The 19,378-nt window shown below is 62.6% G+C and carries 15 protein-coding genes; 4 read left to right on the top strand and 11 right to left on the bottom strand.

Annotation, left to right across the window (positions count from 1 at the left end; genetic code table 11):
• Window positions 1-125 precede the first annotated feature (125 nt).
• From ACLH0I_RS23925 to ACLH0I_RS23910, 4 genes are read left to right on the top strand one after another with little or no spacing between them, the layout of a single operon-like run.
• Window positions 126-1,703: an efflux transporter outer membrane subunit gene (locus ACLH0I_RS23925; RefSeq protein ID WP_411385562.1), complete on the top strand. Its 1,578-nt coding sequence runs from the start codon at window positions 126-128 to the stop codon at window positions 1,701-1,703.
• Window positions 1,704-1,714: 11 nt separating this feature from the next.
• On the top strand, window positions 1,715-3,916 hold the full coding sequence (locus ACLH0I_RS23920) for an FUSC family protein (protein ID WP_250962873.1): 2,202 nt from the start codon (window positions 1,715-1,717) through the stop codon (window positions 3,914-3,916).
• The gene (locus ACLH0I_RS23915; RefSeq protein ID WP_250962872.1) at window positions 3,906-4,106 is read left to right on the top strand and encodes a DUF1656 domain-containing protein; all 201 of its coding nucleotides are present in this window, start codon (window positions 3,906-3,908) and stop codon (window positions 4,104-4,106) included. Before ACLH0I_RS23920 ends, ACLH0I_RS23915 begins: the two co-directional genes overlap by 11 nt.
• Before the next feature lie 10 nt (window positions 4,107-4,116).
• Window positions 4,117-4,980 carry an HlyD family secretion protein gene (locus ACLH0I_RS23910; protein WP_250962871.1) on the top strand — a complete coding sequence of 288 codons (864 nt, stop codon included), beginning with the start codon at window positions 4,117-4,119 and terminating at the stop codon, window positions 4,978-4,980.
• A gap of 334 nt (window positions 4,981-5,314) precedes the next feature.
• Here ACLH0I_RS23910 and ACLH0I_RS23905 read toward each other — a convergent pair whose 3' ends face one another.
• From ACLH0I_RS23905 to algK, 11 genes are all read right to left on the bottom strand, one after another.
• Window positions 5,315-6,139 (bottom strand): SDR family oxidoreductase, encoded by an 825-nt coding sequence (locus ACLH0I_RS23905; RefSeq protein WP_411385561.1) that lies wholly within the window; start codon window positions 6,137-6,139, stop codon window positions 5,315-5,317.
• A 34-nt stretch (window positions 6,140-6,173) separates the two neighbouring features.
• Window positions 6,174-6,638: a multidrug transporter gene (locus tag ACLH0I_RS23900; protein ID WP_411385560.1), complete on the bottom strand. Its 465-nt coding sequence runs from the start codon at window positions 6,636-6,638 to the stop codon at window positions 6,174-6,176.
• A 174-nt stretch (window positions 6,639-6,812) separates the two neighbouring features.
• Window positions 6,813-8,264, bottom strand: coding sequence for a mannose-1-phosphate guanylyltransferase/mannose-6-phosphate isomerase (locus tag ACLH0I_RS23895; protein WP_250962868.1), 1,452 nt, complete (start codon window positions 8,262-8,264; stop codon window positions 6,813-6,815).
• Window positions 8,265-8,481: 217 nt separating this feature from the next.
• Window positions 8,482-9,147 (bottom strand): alginate O-acetyltransferase AlgF, encoded by a 666-nt coding sequence (locus tag ACLH0I_RS23890; RefSeq protein ID WP_411385559.1) that lies wholly within the window; start codon window positions 9,145-9,147, stop codon window positions 8,482-8,484.
• Window positions 9,148-9,161: 14 nt separating this feature from the next.
• Window positions 9,162-10,337 (bottom strand): alginate O-acetyltransferase, encoded by a 1,176-nt coding sequence (locus ACLH0I_RS23885; RefSeq protein WP_186705141.1) that lies wholly within the window; start codon window positions 10,335-10,337, stop codon window positions 9,162-9,164.
• An 11-nt stretch (window positions 10,338-10,348) separates the two neighbouring features.
• Entirely contained in the window at window positions 10,349-11,914 is a 1,566-nt protein-coding gene (locus ACLH0I_RS23880; protein WP_411385558.1) for an MBOAT family O-acyltransferase, read from the bottom strand.
• Window positions 11,915-12,136: 222 nt separating this feature from the next.
• On the bottom strand, window positions 12,137-13,273 hold the full coding sequence (locus tag ACLH0I_RS23875; protein WP_186705143.1) for a mannuronate-specific alginate lyase: 1,137 nt from the start codon (window positions 13,271-13,273) through the stop codon (window positions 12,137-12,139).
• 11 nt (window positions 13,274-13,284) lie between these two features.
• On the bottom strand, window positions 13,285-14,736 hold the full coding sequence (locus ACLH0I_RS23870) for an alginate O-acetyltransferase (RefSeq protein WP_186705144.1): 1,452 nt from the start codon (window positions 14,734-14,736) through the stop codon (window positions 13,285-13,287).
• Window positions 14,737-14,747: 11 nt separating this feature from the next.
• A complete protein-coding gene (gene algG, locus ACLH0I_RS23865; RefSeq protein WP_411385557.1) occupies window positions 14,748-16,340 on the bottom strand; it encodes a mannuronan 5-epimerase AlgG in 1,593 nt (530 codons plus the stop codon).
• A gap of 26 nt (window positions 16,341-16,366) precedes the next feature.
• Window positions 16,367-17,857: an alginate export family protein gene (locus tag ACLH0I_RS23860; RefSeq protein ID WP_411387551.1), complete on the bottom strand. Its 1,491-nt coding sequence runs from the start codon at window positions 17,855-17,857 to the stop codon at window positions 16,367-16,369.
• Between the two features lie 5 nt (window positions 17,858-17,862).
• Window positions 17,863-19,374: an alginate biosynthesis TPR repeat lipoprotein AlgK gene (gene algK / locus ACLH0I_RS23855; protein ID WP_411385556.1), complete on the bottom strand. Its 1,512-nt coding sequence runs from the start codon at window positions 19,372-19,374 to the stop codon at window positions 17,863-17,865.
• Window positions 19,375-19,378: the final 4 nt, after the last annotated feature.

Raw genomic sequence — 19,378 nt, 5'->3', positions numbered from 1 at the left:
CGATGAGGCCATTACCTTCAACCTTTGAGGTGAATGTCCGGACGCCATCGCGAGCAAGCTCGCTCCCACAGATTTTGCGTTACAGCCACCCTCGTCGTTGTGCCCCTCTCAGGAATTTTGCGCCAGTGCCGCGTTGCATCAGCAGAGAGCTGAAGACTCTCAGTGTTTGGGTTCTGACATTAACCATCAGCGGTTGCATCGGCACAGGCGGCATTGCGCCACACGGCCAGGTAGTGCCGGCCAACCAACTGGTAACCGATGCCGCCATCCGCGAGGCCGCCCGCGATGCCCACTGGCCCGCCGGCCAATGGTGGCAAGCCTACGGTGATCGGCAATTGGATCGCTGGATCGACCTGGCGGTGCAGGGCAGCCCGAGCCTGGCCATGGCCGCCGCCCGGGTGCGCCAGGCCAAGGCCATGGCCGGTGTTGCCGAAGCCGCCGAGTCGCTGCAGATCAATGGCCAGGCGACCCTCAAGCGCCATGACTGGCCTACCGATCAGTTCTACGGCCCGGGCGAGTTGGCTGACACCACGACCTGGGACAACCAGGCTTCCCTGGGCTTGAGCTACGCCCTGGACCTGTGGGGCCGTGAGCGTAATGCCAGCGAACGGGCGGTTGATTTGGCCCACGTGAGCGTCGCTGAAGCACGACAGGCGCAACTGGAGTTGCAGAGCAACATCGTGCGCGCCTACATCCAGTTTTCACTGCACTATGCCCAGCGCGATATCGTCGCCGCGACGCTTCATCAACAAGAGCAGATTCTCGCTCTGGCGCAAAAGCGTCTGGACGGCGGCATCGGCACCCAGTTTGAAGTCAGCCAGGCCCAGGCGCCCCTGCCCGAGACCCATCGCCAACTCGACGCCCTCGACGAAGCCATCGCCTTGAGCCGCAATCAGTTGGCGGCGCTGGCAGGCAAAGGGCCGGGCGCAGGCGCGCCGTTGCAGCGCCCGACCCTGGTCCTCGGCGCGCCCTTGAAGCTGCCGTCGGCTTTGCCCGCCGAACTGCTTGGCCAGCGGCCGGATGTGGTGGCCGGGCGTTGGCAAGTGGCGGCCCAGGCCCGGGGCATCGATGTGGCCCGGGCCGGTTTTTATCCCAACGTCGATCTGGTGGGGAGCCTCGGCTACATGGCCACCGGGGGTGGGGCGCTGGAGTTCCTGACCGGCAAGAAACTCACCTACAACGTCGGGCCGGCGATCACTTTGCCGATTTTCGACGGCGGGCGCCTGCGTTCGCAATTGGGCGAGGCGGCCGCCGGTTATGACATCGCCGTGGCGCACTACAACCAGACACTGGTGAATGCCCTCAAGGGCATTTCCGATCAGTTGATCCGCCGCCAGTCCCTGGACAAGCAACAGGTCTTCGCGGCTGAATCGGTGGCTGCCGCCCAGCGCACCTACGAGATCGCAAGGGTGGCGTTCCAGCGCGGGCTCACCGACTACCTCAACGTGCTCAACGCCCAAGGCCTGTTGTTCAAACAGCAACAGGTGCAACAGCAGGTGCAGGCGGCCCGGTTGAGTGCCCATGCCGATCTGGTGACGGCGCTGGGTGGCGGGCTTGAGGCCGGCAACGACAGTCCTGACTCGGGCCATACCCTGTGGCGAGGGAGCTTGCTCCCGCTGGGCTGCGCAGCAGCCCCTCCAATCGCGCCGCAAAGTGGGTGCTGCGCACCCAAGCGGGAGCAAGCTCCCTCGCCACAATGCTGAGTCGTTCTATTGTGATGTCTTTATTCGCCCCTGCCCGCTGGCTGTACCGTCTCGAATGGCGCCGTGGTTTTTTCGACTGGGCCCGTAGCGACGGGGTGACCTGGGTCTATATCTTCAAGGTCCTGTTGGCCGCGTTCCTGACCTTATGGCTGGCGATGCGCCTGGAATTGCCACAACCACGCACGGCCATGATTACCGTGTTCATTGTCATGCAACCCCAGAGTGGGCAGGTGTTCGCCAAGAGTTTCTATCGTTTCCTCGGCACCCTGGCCGGCTCGGCGGTGATGGTGGCGCTGATCGCCTTGTTTGCCCAGAACACTGGGCCATTCCTCGTTTGCCTGGCGATCTGGGTCGGCCTTTGTTCGGCGGGGGCGGCGCGTTATCGCAATTTCCGCGCCTATGGTTTCGTGCTGGCCGGTTATACCGCGGCGATGATCGGCCTGCCGGCCCTGGCCCATCCGGAAGGTGCATTCATGGCGGCGGTCTGGCGGGTGCTGGAGATTTCCCTGGGGATTCTTTGCGCCACCCTGGTCAGTGCCGCGATCCTGCCGCAAACCGCCAGTGCCGCCATGCGCAATGCCTTGTACCAGCGCTTCGGGGTGTTTGCCCTGTTTGTCACCGACGGCCTGCGTGGACGCAGCCAGCGAGAGGCGTTCGAGGCGCGCAACGTGAGCTTCATTGCCGAGGCCGTGGGCCTGGAAAGCCTGCGTAGCGTGACCGTGTTCGAAGACCCGCACATGCGCCGGCGCAACGGTCGGCTCAGTCGCTTGAACAGCGAGTTCATGGGCATCACCACTCGCTTCAACGCCTTGCACCAGTTGCTTGAGCGCTTGCGCAGCAGCGCGGCGGGTCATGTCGTCAATGCCATCAAGCCTGGTTTGCAAACCCTGGCCGAACGGTTGGACGGCTTCAGTGGCCGGGCCCTGACCGACGGCGATGCGGCCCGTCTATCTGCGGCGCTGGCTGAGTACAAGGCCGATTTGCCGGCCCAGGTGCGGCGGCTGCGGGCGGTTTTCCAGGACACCGCGCCGAGCGACGGGCAACGGCTGGATTTCCATACCGCCTATGAACTGCTGTATCGCTTCGTCGACGACCTGCATGGCTACGCTCAGACCCACGCGTCCCTGGCCGAGCATCGCCATGACCGTGAACGCTGGGACGAGCCGTTCGTGCCGCAGACCAACTGGCTGGCCGCCACGGCGTCGGGGGTTCGCGCTGCTTTCATCCTGTTGTTGCTGGGCGGCTACTGGGTCGCCACCGCCTGGCCGAGCGGCGCAACCATGACGATGATCGCTGCCGCCACGGTGGGCTTGTCGGCCGCGACGCCTAACCCCAAGCGCATGGCCTTCCAGATGGCCTGCGGCACGTTGGCCGGGGCGTTGATCGGCTTCGTCGAGATGTTCTTCGTCTTCCCGTTGATCGATGGTTTCCCGCTGCTCTGCATGATGCTGGCACCGGTGATCATGCTGGGCTCGTTCCTCAGTTCGCGCCCCCAATACGCCGGGGTCGGGCTGGGGCTACTGATCTTTTTCTGCACCGGCTCGGTGCCGGACAACCTGACGGTCTACAACCCCTACGCCTTCATCAACGATTACATCGCGATGATCCTCGGCATGCTGGTGTGCGCCGCGGCCGGGGCGATTATTCTGCCGCCCAACAGCCGCTGGCTATGGCGCCGACTGGAACAGGACCTGCGCGAGCAAGTGGTGTTTGCCATCAGTGGCAAGCTCAAGGGCCTGGCCTCGGGTTTCGAGAGCCGTAGCCGCGACTTGCTGCATCAGGCCTACGGGCTGGCGGCGGGGCAGCCTCGGGTGCAACGGGACTTGCTGCGCTGGATGTTCGTGGTGCTGGAAGTCGGCCACGCGATCATCGAACTGCGCAAGGAACAGGCGATCCTGCCGGTGCACCCGGCCTATGCACAAAGCCAGCCGTGGCGCCAGGCGATCCGGGTGATGGGGCGGGCGCTGGTGCGGCTGTTCCGCCAACCGAACCCGAGCAATCTGGAGCGTGCCCTGGTGGCGGTGGACCACGCCATTGGCCGTGTGCAGGCCACCGACGAACCCTTCGCCCCGCATTTCGACACCTCGGCCCTGCGTCGGGTGAAAAGCTACCTGCATTTCATCCGCACCTCGCTGCTGGACCCGCAATCGCCGTTGGCCGGCTATGTCATACCGCCTGCCACGCTTCCCCAGGAACCTGAACATGCCCCGTGAGATCGCCTTCCATGGCGTGTACATGCCCACCATGACCCTGATGTTTTTCATCGCCGCCGGCCTGGCCTGGGCCTTGGACCGTTTCCTGTCGGGGGTGGATTTGTACCGCTTCTTCTGGCACCCGGCGTTGTTGCGCCTGAGTCTGTTCACTTGTCTGTTCGGCGCGCTGGCGCTGACGGTCTACCGTTGAGATCGATGCGATGAAAAAGTTCTTCAGCCTGCTGGCGACGCTGCTGGTGCTGGGTCTGGCCTTGTGGATTGGCCGTACGCTGTGGGTCCATTACATGAACACGCCCTGGACCCGCGATGGCCGGGTGCGGGCCGACATCATCAACGTGGCCGCCGATGTCAGCGGCGAGGTGGTCGAGGTGCCGGTGGGCGACAACCAGTTGGTGAAAAAGGGCGACCTGCTGATGCGCATCGACCCCGAGCATTACCGCATCGCGGTGAAGCAGGCGCGCTCCCTGGTGGCGTCGCGCAAGGCCACTTGGGAAATGCGCAAGGTCAACGCCCATCGGCGTGCCGACCTGGACAGCCTGGTGATCTCCCGCGAAAATCGCGACGACGCCAGCAACATCGCCGACTCGGCCCTGGCCGATTACCAGCAGGCCCAGGCGCAATTGGAAGCCGCCGAATTGAACCTGTCCCGTACCGAGGTTCGCGCAGCGGTGGACGGCTACGTCACTAACCTCAACGTCCACCGTGGCGACTATGCGCGCATCGGTGAGGCGAAGATGGCCGTGGTGGACATGCATTCGTTCTGGGTCTATGGCTTCTTCGAAGAGACCAAGTTGCCCAAGGTGCGGGTCGGCGATTCGGCGCAGTTACAGTTGATGAGCGGAGAGGTGCTCAAGGGGCATGTGGACAGCATCTCCCGTGGTATCTACGACCGCGACAACCCCGAAAGCCGCGAGCTGATCGCCGATGTCAACCCGACCTTCAACTGGGTGCGCCTGGCCCAGCGGGTGCCGGTGCGCATTCATCTGGATGAGGTGCCGGACGGCGTGCTGCTGGCGGCGGGGATGACCTGCACGGTGGTGGTAGAACCACGCGACAAGCGTTGAGACCAGTGGCTTGCTTGTGGGTGATGGTGAGCCAAAAAAACCTGTGGGAGCGAGCTTGCTCGCGATAGCCGTGGTCCAGCTTGAACTGATGTTGGCTATGCCGCCGCCATCGCGAGCAAGCTCGCTCCCACATCCGATCTTCGCTGGGCATGAATGTTGTGTTCACCCCCAGGTCCCTGTGGGAGCGAGCTTGCTCGCGAAAGCGGTGGTCCAGCTTGCACTGATGTTGGCTATGCCACCGTCATCGCGAGCAAGCTCGCTCCCACTTTTTTCCGGTTGCCCCCGGAACTCTAGCCACAACAGCCAAGAAGCCAAGAAGCCAAGTTCGCGATGATTACAGCGATTTGCCCAACCCAAACCGCTTCATCAACCCCTTCTCCAGCAACCCTTTTGGCAACAAACCAGCCATCAACGGCAACGCCCGGCTGCCATTGCCCAGTCGCAGCAGGCGGGGCGGCTTGGGTTGTTGTACGGCCTTGAGCAGCGCGGCGGCGAATTCGTGGGCCGGGGTCGGGTTGTCCTGGGACGCCTTGGCCCGGGCGCGGATGCCCTCGCGCAGGGGCCACCAGGGCGATTGCTCGCTGATCAATTGTTCGGCTTCGTGGCCGGCATTCTTGGCGAAGCTGGAGGCGATCGCGCCAGGCTGGACCTCCATCACGCGGATGCCGAACGGCGCCAGTTCCATGCGCAAGGCATCGCTCAGGGCATGCACCGCCGCCTTCGAGGCGCAGTAGGCGCCGGCAAACGGCGTGACCAGCACCCCGGACACGCTGCCGATGTTCACCACCAGCCCCCGGGCCCGACGCAATACCGGAAACAGCGCCCGGGTGACCCCGACGATGGCGAACACGTTGGTTTCGAACTGACGTTGCATGGCCGGCACGCCACCATCCAGCAGCGGGCCCATGGCGCCGTAGCCGGCATTGTTGACCAGCACATCCAGGCCACCCTGCTGTTGGTTGATCCGTTCGCTCAACCGCTCCAGCGCCTGGCCGTCGTTGACGTCCAGTTGCACGGCGGTGAACCCGGCCGTGGCGAGTGTCGCCACGTCCTCAGCCTTGCGCGCCGTGGCCCAGACCTGATAACCCGCGGCCTTGAAGGCTTCTGCGAGGGCGCGGCCAATGCCGCTGGAACATCCGGTGATCAACGCAACAGGCATGGCGCGTTCCTTGTGCAAAAAAGGGGGGAGGCAATCAGTTGGAGAAGCTGCCGTGCAAGCGCTCGGCGCGAAACTCCAGGGTTTGCGGGCGATAACCCGGACGCAGGGGCGGCAGGGGCAGGCAGTCCTGCCAGTCGGCGCCGGCCTGCAAGTCGCCAGGGCCACGGTAGCGTGGTGCGTCGTAGGGGCTGTCGGCCAGGTTGATGGTGTCGCCAGGTGCATAGGCCGCGACCCGCCAGCGCAGTTCCAGCAGCGGCACGTCGTTGTTGTTCTTCAGGGTCAGGGACAGCGGCCGGTCGGCGGGGCACTGTCCGGGGGCATAGCTGAGGCGCAGTTCCAGGCGCTCCAGTTGCCGGGTCTCGCGACTCTCCTGCCAGAGCACCCACACAGCGACCAGTCCCAGCCCGATGAACGCCGCGAGGGAGACCGGCAAGGCCTTGGCCGGGTAGCGCAACAGCAGGATGAGCCAGGTGATGACCAGCAAGACGCCGATAAGCATGGTGGAAGCCTCCGTTACCGTAGGCACATCCTACCGAAGGGCGCGGGCAATGTTGAAGCAATGATGCCCGGCCATGACTTACTTGCAAAAAAAAAGCCCCCACCCAACCCACTGCGGATAGGGGACGCAGTGGGCTGGATGGGGGCTTCTTGTACGGCTGATCGTTGCTGCGGGTTACTGTGCGATGGTCTTCACCGACACGCCACGTTCGATTGGGGTGGAGCGACCATAGATGTCTTCGAAACGCTCGATGTCGTCTTCGCCCAGGTAGCTGCCGGACTGCACTTCGATGATTTCCAGCGGGATCTTGCCCGGGTTGCGCAGGCGGTGCACCGACGCGATCGGGATGTAGGTCGACTGGTTTTCGCAGAGCAGGAACACGTTCTCGTCGCAGGTCACCTCAGCGGTGCCGCTGACGACGATCCAGTGTTCGGCGCGGTGGTGGTGCATCTGCAACGACAGGCACGCACCCGGCTTGACCGAGATGTGCTTGACCTGGAAGCGCCCGCCCATGTCCACCGAGTCATAGGAACCCCACGGACGATAGACCTCGCAGTGGTTCTGGGTCTCGGTACGACCCTGTGCGTTGAGGGTGTTGACCATCTGTTTCACGCCTTGGACCTTGTCCTTGTGGGCGATCATCATGGCGTCCTTGGTTTCGACCACCACGATGTTTTCCAGGCCGATCACCGACACCAGCTTGCCGTTGCCGTGGATCATGCAGTTGCGGCTGTCCTGGATGACGACGTCGCCCTTGGTGACGTTGCCATTGGCGTCTTTCTCGTTGACTTCCCACAGCGACGCCCAGCAGCCGACATCGCTCCAGCCGGCCGACAGCGGAACGACGCAGGCACGCTGGGTCTTTTCCATCACGGCGTAGTCGATGGAGTTGTCCGGGCAGCAGGCGAAGGTGGCTTCGTCGAAGGTGATGGTGTCGGCCGTCTGCTCACTGCGCTCCAGGGTCAGCAGGCAGGTGTCGTAGATGTCTGGATCGTGCTTTTTCAGCTCTTCGAGGAAGCGGCTGGCGCGGAACAGGAACATGCCGCTGTTCCAGAAATAACCGCCGGCCTCGACGAACTCGGTGGCACGCTTGACGTCGGGTTTTTCGACGAAGTGCGAGACGCGGCTCACGCCCTCGGGCAGCAGCGCATCGTTGGTCGACTTGATGTAGCCGTAGCCGGTTTCCGGTTTGGTGGCCGGTACGCCGAACAGCACCATTTCGCCACGCTCGGCGGCCACGGTGGCCAGTGCCAGGGCGCGTTGCAGGGCTTTCTGGTCGTCGATCACGTGGTCGGCCGGCAGCACCAGCATCAGCTCGTCGCGGCCTTCGTTGACCAGCATCATCGCGGTCAGCGCGACGGCCGGTGCGGTGTTGCGCCCGAACGGTTCCATCAGGATGCGCTGGGCTTCGAGCTTACGGGTGCTCAGCTGTTCGTTGACGATGAAACGGTGGTCTTTGTTGCAGACCACGATCGGCGTGTCCATGCCTTCGAACACCAGGCGCTCGAGGGTCTGCTGGAACAGGGTGTGTTCACCGGTCAGGGCCAGGAACTGTTTAGGGAATTGCTTGCGCGAAAGCGGCCAAAGACGTGAGCCACTACCACCTGACAAGATCACCGGAATCATGTTTGTTACTCCTTGAAGCGAAATGGTTGTTAGAGCTACTGCGTTCTGTCGTTTCACTCTCTTGTTCTTGTTCCGTACCCGATTGACACCCCGATTCAGGGTGGGAGCGGGCTTGCTCGCGAAAGCGGTGGTTCAGCCAACATCAATGTTGAATGTGAGACCGTATTCGCGAGCAAGCCCGCTCCCACAGGGGTACAGCGTCAATCAGGTGAGTTCATCAGCGGGTCGACACTGGGCGTTTCACCCACACTGGCGACAGGCTGCTGCCCGAGCCGGTCACGTACAGCACGGCCGCTTCGCCGCGCTCCAGGGCCACGGGCTTGACGTCGCCGACTTTCTTGTCGCCTTCGTACAGGGCCAGGGATACTTTCACTGGGTTGATTTCACGTTCGCCACGGCCCTTGGCGGCCACGTTCGGCACCACTTCGGTCTTGCCGTCGGCGGTCTTGAGGGTCAGTGCCTTGTCGCTGAGGTTCTGTACGCGGACCAGGGACTTCTGCTTGTTCTTGAACGGTGGCTCTTCGATCAGTTGCGGCTGGCCGGTGGCGTTGTTGACCAGGGTGTAATAGTGATCGGAGGCCAGTTTCACCGGCACGGACTGGCTGCCGACCTTGGCGCTGTAGTCGCCACCGGGCATGAAGCTGAAGTCGCTGCTGGCCAGTGGGGCTACGTCGCTGATGTTGGTGCTGCCGACGGTGGCGCTGACTTCGGCGTTGCTGGCGTTGTACACCCGCACGAAGCTCGAGCCTTTTGGCGCGACCGGACCGTAGAGGGCCGAGTCACCGGCGAAGGCCGAGAAGGAAAGGGCGCTCATGCTGGCGACCAGGGCAACAGCCTTGAAGGAGCGAGCAGCGAGACGGCGAGGAGTAGTGTTGAAAGTCATGGTGGACCTCTCTTTCAGTTTTGCGCCCGGTCGGGCGTCTCGGATTGTGTGTTAGCAGCTACGTTCTGTTGGCGGGCGCCGGCCTGCTTGAGTTCGGCGACCCACTGCGGATCGGCGTCGCCGATCTCGTTGTTCACGGGCAGATAACGTTCAGGGAACTCCCAGATCAGCACCTGTGGCGGGCTGTTCTTGAAGGCGTCGCTCTTGAGGTAGCTGAGCATCGGCAGAATCGGGCCATGGCCGTCTTCGGCGTAGTTGACGACGTCGCTGTGCAGGGCTTGCTTGAGTGCACCGACGAAGTTCCAGTTCGGGTTGGCGCTGTAGCTGGTGCCGATCAGGGCCACGGGCACCTGGGCATCGGCGAACAGTGCGTCATCGCTGGCCGGCTGGTCGTCGGCTTCGCGGGTGTTGCGCTTGACGAGCGGCTCCTGGGCCGGCATCAGGTTTTCGAACAGCGGGTCCAGCGGCAGGAACTGACGCAGGTCGCCTTTATGAATGACTTTCTCCGCAGGCTCGGTGACGAAACGCTGTGGCTCGCCATTGAGTGGTGTGCGTTCGGCAATGGCTTTGGCCAGATGTTCCGCAGCAATTTGCGCGCCTTCCGGTGTCCAGTGGGTGTCGGTGCGCAGGAACACTTGCTGGCCGCTTTGCTTGGCCTGCTGCAGCGGGGCGAGCAGGTCAGGGGCGACGATCTTGTCCGCGGCCACGCGGGCATGGAAGTCCTGGTACAGGTTGGCGTGAATGCTTGAAGGCTTCACTTCACCCAGGTGCTCGGGGTACAGCCGCGCCTTGGCCGGCACGATCGCCATGACCAGGGTGATGCCTTGCTCCTTGAGCTTCTGGCGCACGCCTTCGATCAGCGCGTAGTTGCCTTGCAGGTTCTGGTCTTCGTTGACGATCGGGTTGAACTCTTCGTCGCTGTACAGCCACTGGTCGCGGCCCAGGACCACGCCTTTGCGGCCCTCATTGAACAGCTTGTAGTCCAGCGCGGCCCAGATGTTGGTGCCCAGGCGCTTGATCGGAAACTCTTCGTCGTAGTGCGTTTCCACGGCCTTGGCCCAGCGCCCGTTGAGCACGGTCGCGTCGGGGTTGGTGCTGAAGCCGAAGAAGCTGCGCATCGACCACAGGCCCAGCGCTGTCAAAATCAGCATGAACAGTGCGATGTAAAAGATGCGTAATGAGCGGGTCATGTTCAGATCCCTCAGAACTGGAAGTAAAGGAACGGCGAGAAGCTTTGCGCCGAGAGTTTGAGAATCGAGGCAATGAACAGCATCAGCACCAGGGCGCGCATCACGTAGCGTGACCAGTCCGCGGTCCAGTAGGCCGGTTGCACTTGGGCCTCGACGCCGACGGTGTAGCCTGGCTCGTGGATCGCCGCTGGGTTGTCACCCGGCACGGCCTTGATCATTCCCGGTTGCGCGGTGGCCGGGCCGTTGGCTTCGGTATTGACCTCAGGCTTGGTCTTGACCGGTGGACGGTTGGTGTAGAAGTCCCGCAGGCCGAAGAAGGCGAGGGTGGCATAGGCCACCACCAGCGTGGCGATCTGCAGGCCGGTGAGGTTGGCGCGGGTCAGTTCCGACAGCGACCAGTCGCCGAAGCTGAACATCGCGCTGTACATGCGACCGGCCACGTGCAGGTTTTCGGCACGGAAGATCACCCAGCCCATCACCACCAGCAGGAAGGTCAGCGCCCAACGAATCGGGTTGATGCTGCGTGGGTTGGTGTCGATGCCCACCGCTTTTTCGATGGCCAGCCACATGCCGTGCCAGGCACCCCAGATCACGTAGGTGATGTTCGCGCCATGCCACAGACCACCGAGCAGCATGGTCAGGAACAGGTTGCGATAGGTCATCAGCGTGCCTTTGCGGTTACCGCCCAGGGTGATGTAGAGGTAGTCGCGCAACCAGGTCGACAGGCTGATGTGCCAGCGGCGCCAGAACTCGGTGATCGACTGGCTGATGTAGGGCTGCTTGAAGTTTTCCATGAAACGGAAACCCATCATCAGGCCCAGGCCGATGGCCATGTCGCTGTAGCCGGAGAAGTCGAAGTACAGCTGCGCGGTGTAGGCCAGGGCGCCGAGCCAGGCATCGCCCGTGGTCGGGTTCTGCAAGGCGAAGCAATGGTCGGCCACCACCGCCAGGGTGTCGGCGATGAACACTTTCTTGATGAAGCCCTGCATGAAGCGGGTGCAGCCTTCGGAGAACTTGTCCAGTGTGTGGGTGCGGTTGTTGAACTGGTCGGCCAGGTCGCGGAAGCGCAACACGGGGCCGGCGATCAGGTGCGGGAAGATCGCCACGAATGCCGCGAAGTCGATCAGGTTGCGAGTCGCCGGTGTGTCACCGCGATAGACGTCGATGATGTAGCTGATGGACTCGAAGATGTAGAACGAGATCCCGATCGGCAACAGCACGTGGGTCAGGATGAACGGGTTCAGACCAAAGCCGGTGATGATCGCATTGAGGCTGTCCACGCCGAAGTTGGCGTATTTGAAATAGCCCAGGATGGCCAAGTCCACGCCCACGCCGAGCAACAGCCAGCGCTGGGCCGGTTTGGTGCGCACGCCGGCGGCGCCGACTTTCAGGCCGATCCAGTAGTTCCACAGGGTCACGCCGGCGAACAGCGCGAGGAAGTCCACGCGCCACCAGGCATAGAACACGTAGCTGGCGATCAGCAGCAGCAGGTTGCGATAGCGTTGCCCGCTCAAGTAGTACAAGCCGAGAAAGATCGGCAGGAACAGGAACAGGAACACGTTGGATGAAAATACCATCCCGATCTCTCCATGTTGAATCAACAGTCAAGGGCCAGAGCCCCCCCAAACCCCCCCGTGAAAACCGGGGGATTTATTACATTTGAAACAGACCACTTTCCCTTGTGGGAGCGAGCTTGCTCGCGATAGCAGTGGATCAGCTTGCATCGCAGTCGCATGTGCCGCCGTCATCGCGAGCAAGCTCGCTCCCACAGGGTTCCCTTTCAGGCAGGGAGAACGGTGTCAGCTTCCTTTTTCGCCTTTCTCCCGCGAAGGGTCATACACCCGGGTCAAGTCCCCGCCGAGGCGGAAGGTCTTGAACGGTTGCATTTCGTGCTTGCGTTCCAGCACGTCCTCCGAGCAGGTGTAGAGACTGCAGAACGGTTCGAGCCAGGCGAATTTCGAATCGACCTTCAGGTCCTTCATGTCCTGCTCTTCGCCGTTCTTCTCTTCGAAGATGTCCGGGTCTTTCACCCCGGCCAGCACCCGGTCACCCAGGCGCTTGAGCGCACCGTTGTTTTCCTGGCGCAGGTCGACACCGTTGACCTGGGCGAAACTGGCGATCATCGCCAATGGCGGCAGGGCATAGTTGTGGTAGGACAGGGCTCGTTGCTTGCGCTTGAGTTCGTTGGGCAAATAGCCCTCGGCGTCGACTTGATTGACGCCGACCTTGTATTCCTTGACGGCCCAATCGAACAGGTCGCGGCGGTTGGTTGCCACGGAGGTGGCCATCACCGACCAGGCAGCCCAGTAGGAATGGTTGTTGATCTTGTCCAGCGGCAGGTTGTCCCAGTCGCTGACCACCTGGTCGGCCATCCGGCTGAACCAGCCTTCGATCAGTTGCGCCTGCTCCGGGTGATTGGCCAGCGGACGGGACTCGGAGAACTTCAGGCGCACATAGGCCGAAGCCATGCTGCCCAACGCCCATTTGCGCATGGACTTGCCAGTGTGGTTGAAGTCCTTGGACATCAACGCATCGGCCTGGGCCCAGGCGGTCAGCCAGTTCAGCGTGCATTCCAGTTGCTCGGGGCGGCCGTCACGCATGAACTGCATCACTTGCTTGCTGACGCCACGCTCGATCTTGGTGATGTCGGCGGTGCTATCGCGGAAGGCTTTTTCCGATTGCACGTTCAGCGTCGCGCGGGCCTTGTCGGAGCCCTCGTACTTGCTGCGAAATTGCAGGGAACCGGTGTAGGGCGTCGGCGTGGCGTCGCAACCTTTGGCCGCTTCGCCGGCCTTGACCTTCTCGATCGGTGCGAAGTAACCCTGTGGCGGGCGCAGCGGGGCCGCCGCCTGCGTGGCCCCGGCGAACATCGCCAGGGTCAGCAGGGAGGGCGCCAGCAGCGTTTTCAACGTTCGGGTGCGCGTGGTACTGGTCATGAGACGAGACCTCATTGTCCGATTTGAGCCGTTTGTTGCCCGGCTTGCGGAGATGCGTTGCGTTTGCAGACTTTCGCTTCCACTTGCAGTGGCTCCTTGCCGGCTTCAGGCCCCTGGACCTCTAGAGCCAAGAGGTTCTGGGAGGCCCAGTCCTCGTCGGTACGCAATTGGAAGGCGAAACGTCCGTCGGTGTCGGAGGTATTCGGTTTTTCGATCTTGATGTCCTCGTGGCGCCCATTCATGTACCAGAGGGTGGCTTGCAAAGTTTTCACCGAGGTGTCGGCGAAGCGGATGTCGACCTGGTGGCTGCCGTTACGCAGATCCATGTTCTGGCTGTTGACCATCAATTCGTTCTTGCCCGGCTTGAGCTTGGCCTTGCTGCTCATCAGGGCCGGCTTGCCTTCGCAACCGTTGTTGTCCAGCAGCGCCATCATCTGGCGGTAGATGGTTTCCTGGTCCAGGCGATACAGCGGCGAGAATTCCCAGATGAGAATCTTCGGCGGGTTCTTCTGGAACTCTTCGCTGCCCAGGTACTGGATCATCGCGCCCTCGAAACCACCGCCGGGGAAGGCGACGTTGAGGATGTCGGCGCCGATGGCTTCTTCCAGGAAACCGGCAAAGTTGTAGTTCTTGCCGCTGTGACTGGTGCCCACGAGGGTGATCTGCGGGTTGCCGGAATCGCCGAACAGGTCGCCGTCGCCGGCCTCGCCCTTGGGTTCGGTGGTGAACTGGTCCATGTATTGGATCGCGTAGCTGGTGCCGCACAGCTGCCCGGCCATGTTGTGCAGGGTGCCGGTCTTGCCCATGCGGCCGGACTTCTTGGTCTCGAACTCACGCTTGGGGATGTCGGCGAAGGCCGGGATCTGCTTGACCTTCTCGGCCACGACCTTGGCGGTGCGCTGGGCGCCGTATGGGGTCCAGTGCTGGTCGCCACGGAAATAGAAATCGTGGGCCGGCAGGGTTTCGGGCAGGTTTTCGTTGGTCAGCGGCGACAGGTCCGGCACCACATAACCCATCTGGGCGAAACGGCCGAGCATCGATTTGTAGTTGGCCAGGGCTTTCTCGTAGTCGAAAGCGGCTTTTTCCTGCGGGTTGAGCTTGTTGCGGTTCACCAGGCCCCGGGTCGGCTGGTAGACGAGCACCAGCTCGACGCCTTTGGCCTTGAACGCATCGTGCAACTGCTGCAGGCGCTTGTAGCCGGCCGGGGTGGTGTTGAATTCGGTCCGCAGGTCTTCCTGGGTCCGGAACAGCCAATCGCCCTGGGCTTGTACCAGCGTGGTGAAGTTCTGCTGGTAGCGCGTGGTGTAGTTCTTCGCGTCATGGGCCGCCGGGCACAGGTTGCAGCACGGTTCGGCGGTGAAGCTCGGTGCCTTGACTTCATCGGCGCGCGCGCCACTTGCGGCGGCGAGAATGCCGGCAGTCAGGGCGGACAGGCCCAAAAGTTTGATCATCTGTGGGTTCATAAAGGTCATCCTCAGTCCCGCATTTCGGTCTGGCGTTCGACAGGGTCGATCAGCACGGCTTTCTGCTGGCGCACCAACAGGTCGAGAATTTCATCCTGGCGCTCGCCAAGGATCCCCGTGAAGCTGATGCCGCTGGATTTGGTCGGCGCGAGCATGGACACGCGGTACAGCTCGACGCTCAGGGGCGAGTCGATGGACAACGGGCCGCTGCCGTTGGCGGCCAATTCGCCACCCACCACGATCAGCGAGACCTGGGCGTCGAACGGGTCGAGCTTGATGTCCCGGTCGGTGTCCGACAGGTCTTTGATGTGGCCGTAGAGACCGGTCAGGCCGTTGGCCATGGACACGTTTTCGTAGAGGCGGATGTTCACGCTGTTACGAATCCGGATGCCGTGGCGGCGGTTGCTGATCACTTTGTTGCCCCACAGCAGGTTGTCACCACTCTCGTACAGCGTGATGCCGTCGGTGTGGTTCTTGTAGATCTCGTTGTAGGCGATCAGGTTGTTCACGCTGTTACGGTCGATCACCAGGCCCGAGAGTTTGTTGTCGTAGCTGCGGTTGTTGAAAATGAAGCTGTCGTTGACCTCACGGGAAATGATGATCCCGTGCTTCTTCTTGGTCCCGTAGACGGTGTTGTCGGCAATGATCAGCCGATGGGAACGGTCGTGGGGGTCGATGCCGTAGACGATGTTGTCCTTGTAGGTATTGCTCTTGACCACGAAGTCGTTGGTTTCGTAGCAGTAGAAGCCGTACCACATGTCCGAGAACTCGGAACCGATGATCCAGCCGGTCGGTTCCGGGCGCTTGAGGACCTTGGCCATGTTCGGCGTGTACTGGGAAATACTCACCCCGTACGACTTACTGTTGGCGTAGCCGAAACTGGCCATCTTGCTGTTGACGATGTAGGTCTCGGTGCCGCCCCAGGACAGCAGGAACGGACGGAATTCATTGGGCGAGCGGAACGTGGCAGGGCCGTTTTCCTTTTCGCGCCAGCCGGTGACCTTGGTGTCGCGGATGAACATCCGGCCATCGTTGACCAGGAACGCGCCGCCCTCCTGGGACAGGCGCAACTCCTGGGTCTGCTTGTCGATCTCAAGGATGCCTTTCTGGCCGACCACAATCGGAATCCTGGCCAGGAACACGCCTGGCGAGGTTTCGCTGAGGTACTGCTTGGGCACCTTCTTGACCAGGTCCTTGAGGTTCATGTAGCCATCGTCGATGAAGATGGCCTGTGGGATGCCGCGCTGGCGCACCACCCACTCGGCCATCTTGTTGTCGCCGCCGATGAAGTCCTTCAAGGCGTTTTCCTGCATCATCCGGCGCACGCTGATCTTGCCGGGCTTGCTGCGCACGATCTTGGCCGCGACCGCTTCGGGCGTATAGCCTTTGAGGTCGGGCAGGGTCGGCGCGGCCAGCTCCAGCGGTGCGGTCGGCGCGCTGCTGACGGTGTAGGTCTTGGCTTGTTGCAGTTCCTTGGCCACGTTGCCCGGCTTGACCACCGGTTCAACGTTGGCGAACGCCGGCGAGCCGGCCAGCAGCATCGCTGCGACCAACAGGCTGATCGAACCTTTCATCGCCTGGCTGTTCCTGAGGTAGCGGTTCATATCGGGCACTCCCATGGCCATTCGCATCAGAAGCGCCAGATCACGTCGACAAAGGCGCGATGCATGTACGAATCGACCTCTTTGCCGTAGGCGTCGCCTGGCTTGAACACGCCGCCACGAAAGCGCACCAGCGCCGACGGCTCATCAATGGACTGACTCAGCGCGGCCGGCAGCAGGCCTTGCTTGAAGTACTTGGTGACGACGAGGTCGACTTCCTGGCCCAGGTCCTTGTCGCCATCACGCAGCGGCAGGGTCGAGGTGGACAGGATCGCGCCGGTCACGTCGTCGGTGTTGTTTTCCACGGCATTGATGCCGTTGCTGCCCACCGGCTTGTTGCCGTCCACGCGCCAGAACTTGTGGTACACCAGGCTTGCGTCGTATTCGTCACGCAGTTGCCAGGAACCGAACAGGCTGGCGCTCTGGGTGTTGGCCATTTCGCCGCGGAACGCTTCGCCGAAACGGTGCACGCGCGAGCGGGTGCCGGTGAAGTTCGAGCGGTTGCTCTGCAGGCCATTCTGCTCGTAGTCCTCGCTGGCGCGGGCATAGGCCGCACCGACTTGCCATTGCGGGTCCAGACGCAGACGGATACCCAGGTCGGTGGCCCAGCCGTCGACGTCATCGCTGTGCTTGGCTTCTGTAGGGCGGGTGCCGTCGGCGTTGAGCGGGTTGACGGTGTCGCGGTCGCCGGTCATGCCGGTGAGGCTCGCCCAGTAGTTGACGGTGTTGGTGTTGCGCCAGTTGTAGGCGTCGCTGTTGGCTTCCAGGCCCAGCCAGGTCAAGTCACCGTTCTCGGTCTTGTCCAGGGTGTCGGTGGCTTCGCCCGGGGTCGGGTAATCGAGGCTGCCGCTGTCATGGGAGTGGTGGGCACGGATCCCGGCCCACTGGCCTGGCATCCACTGGTAGCCCACGTCGCCGTAGACGTGCATGCGGTCCTTGTCCTTGGGGGACAGTTCCTTGAGGTCGGTGCGGTATTCGCTGAACCGTTCGGCCACGCCGAGGTTGGCCCGCAGCAAGGTGGTGTCGAAGGTCCAGTTCAGGGCTTCGATGTTGGTGTCGCGCCATTGGCCGTCGTCGTTGCGCAGGCGCTGGCGACCGAACTTCAACTGCTCGCCCGGGTAAGGGGTCAGGCCACGGTAGCCGATCCAGAACTCGCGCATGGCCAGGTAGCTTTTCTTGGCTTCACGATCACCGCTGTCGGTTTGCTGGGTGTTGCCATCGGACTGCTGCAGGGTGTCGGTCTCGATGATGTCGCTGGACGTCACGGCCTGGGCCATGGCGTAGGCGCTCCAGGCGCCGCTTTCGCTTTCGCCGTAGACCCATGGACGCAGGTCCAGGCCGACACCGTTGACGTCGCCACCGCTCTGGGTGCCGAGGTCACGGTCGTCTTCGGACTGGCCGGTGATCTTCACTTCCAGGCCGAAGTTCTTGGTGTCAGTCAGGGCCGCCAGGGTCGGGCTGGACCACAACAGGGCAAACGACAGGCCAATACCAGCCTGCACAAAAGGATTGAGCTTCAAAAGCTTCATAGAGGTTCCTCGCCGTCATCTTCTTTTAGGGCTTGCAATTCCAGCGTATCGGGGCTCATTGCGCCGCGAATGGCCTGCTCTTGTTGTAGCAGGCGTTGCGCTTGTGCAAGTTGTTCCGGCGGTAATTGTGCTTCGAGGGTTTGGGCAAGCTCGGTGGCTTGCGGGGTGTTCTGCGCCTTGGCCAACTGGCTGAACACATACGCGTTGACCGGGTTGGGCTTGGTGCCCTTGCCCTGGGAGAACAGCTGGGCAATGGCGTAGTCGGCGCTGTTCTGGCCGTTGCGGGCGGCCTTGAGCAGGTGGTCCAAGGCTTTTTGCGAGTACACCTGGCCCAGGTAACCACGGCGATAAATCTGGCCGAGGTAATAGTCGGCGGCCACTTCACGGCCCACGGCTTTCTGGAAATGCGCCTCGGCGACCTTGGCATCGGCCGGGACCCACTTGCCTTCGTAGTACAGCTTGCCCAGCAACAGATCGGCGCGCGACTGGTCGGCGGCCCGGCCGTTTTCCAGGTACTGCATCATCTTGTCGACGTCACCCAGTTCCGGGAAGTCGTAGAGCAGTTGCGCCAGGCTGACCCAGGCAGCGGGGTAGCCAGGGGCGATGCCTTCGAGCAGCGATTGGGCGGTCTTTTCATCGGTCTTGCCCAGGCTGGCATCGGCCAGGACGCGGGCGACGCTGTCCACGCGCTGGGCGGAAACGACGCCACGGGCATGGCCATCCTGCATCTGCTTGAGCAGCGCGGCCTGCTGTTCCGGCTGGCCGCGTTTCTGATAGACCGTGGCCAGCTCGACGTAGCAGATGTCCGTGGTCGCCAGCGCGGCCTTGCAGACTTTCTCGACTTCATCCAAGTGCTGGTCGTAGGTGCCTTGGGTGCGGTAGAGCAGGATCTGCGCCAGGCCCGCTTCCGGATAACCGGCGCTGCGCCATTGACTGATCTGCTGCTGGGCGTTGACGTTCGGGAAGCTGTGGGGATATTGCAAGTACAGCATCGCCAGCGGGATCAGGGTGTTGCCTTCGCCGTTGGCGAAGGCTTTCTTCAACAGGCCTTCGGCTTCGTGTTTTTCCGCTTCGGTGGAACCGGGCTTGGCCACCAGCAGGCGACCCAGGCGCGCCTGGGCCCGCGGCGAGATGTCGGCCGCGGCGCGGTAAGTCGCCTCGGCTTTTTTCATCTGCTCGGGATCGCGGCTGTCCACTTGGATATCGGCCAGGCCTACTTGGGCTTCGCTGTAGCCCAGGTCGGCCAGTTGCTGGTAGTTCTGCTGCGCCAACGCCGTGTCGCCGCGCTTGAGGGCTTCGTTGGCCAGGCGTTGATCGGGCAGGCCGGCGCAACCGGCCAGGCTGACGGCCAGTGCCAAGGCACACAACGCATAGCCTGTGTGGGAGCGAGCTTGCTCGCGATGCAGGCCGCTCGGAGTACCAGACAGTCCGCGTCGATCCCATCGCGAGCAAGCTCGCTCCCACAGGGAACGCGGTGCATTGTTGTTTTGTGGAGTGGTCACGGGCATATCC

It is taken from the genome of Pseudomonas sp. MPB03 (assembly GCF_046605385.1).
Lineage (GTDB): Bacteria > Pseudomonadota > Gammaproteobacteria > Pseudomonadales > Pseudomonadaceae > Aquipseudomonas > Aquipseudomonas zanjanensis.
Note: the sequence above shows the minus strand (reverse complement) of the source record. Positions and strands in the feature narration are given on the sequence as shown.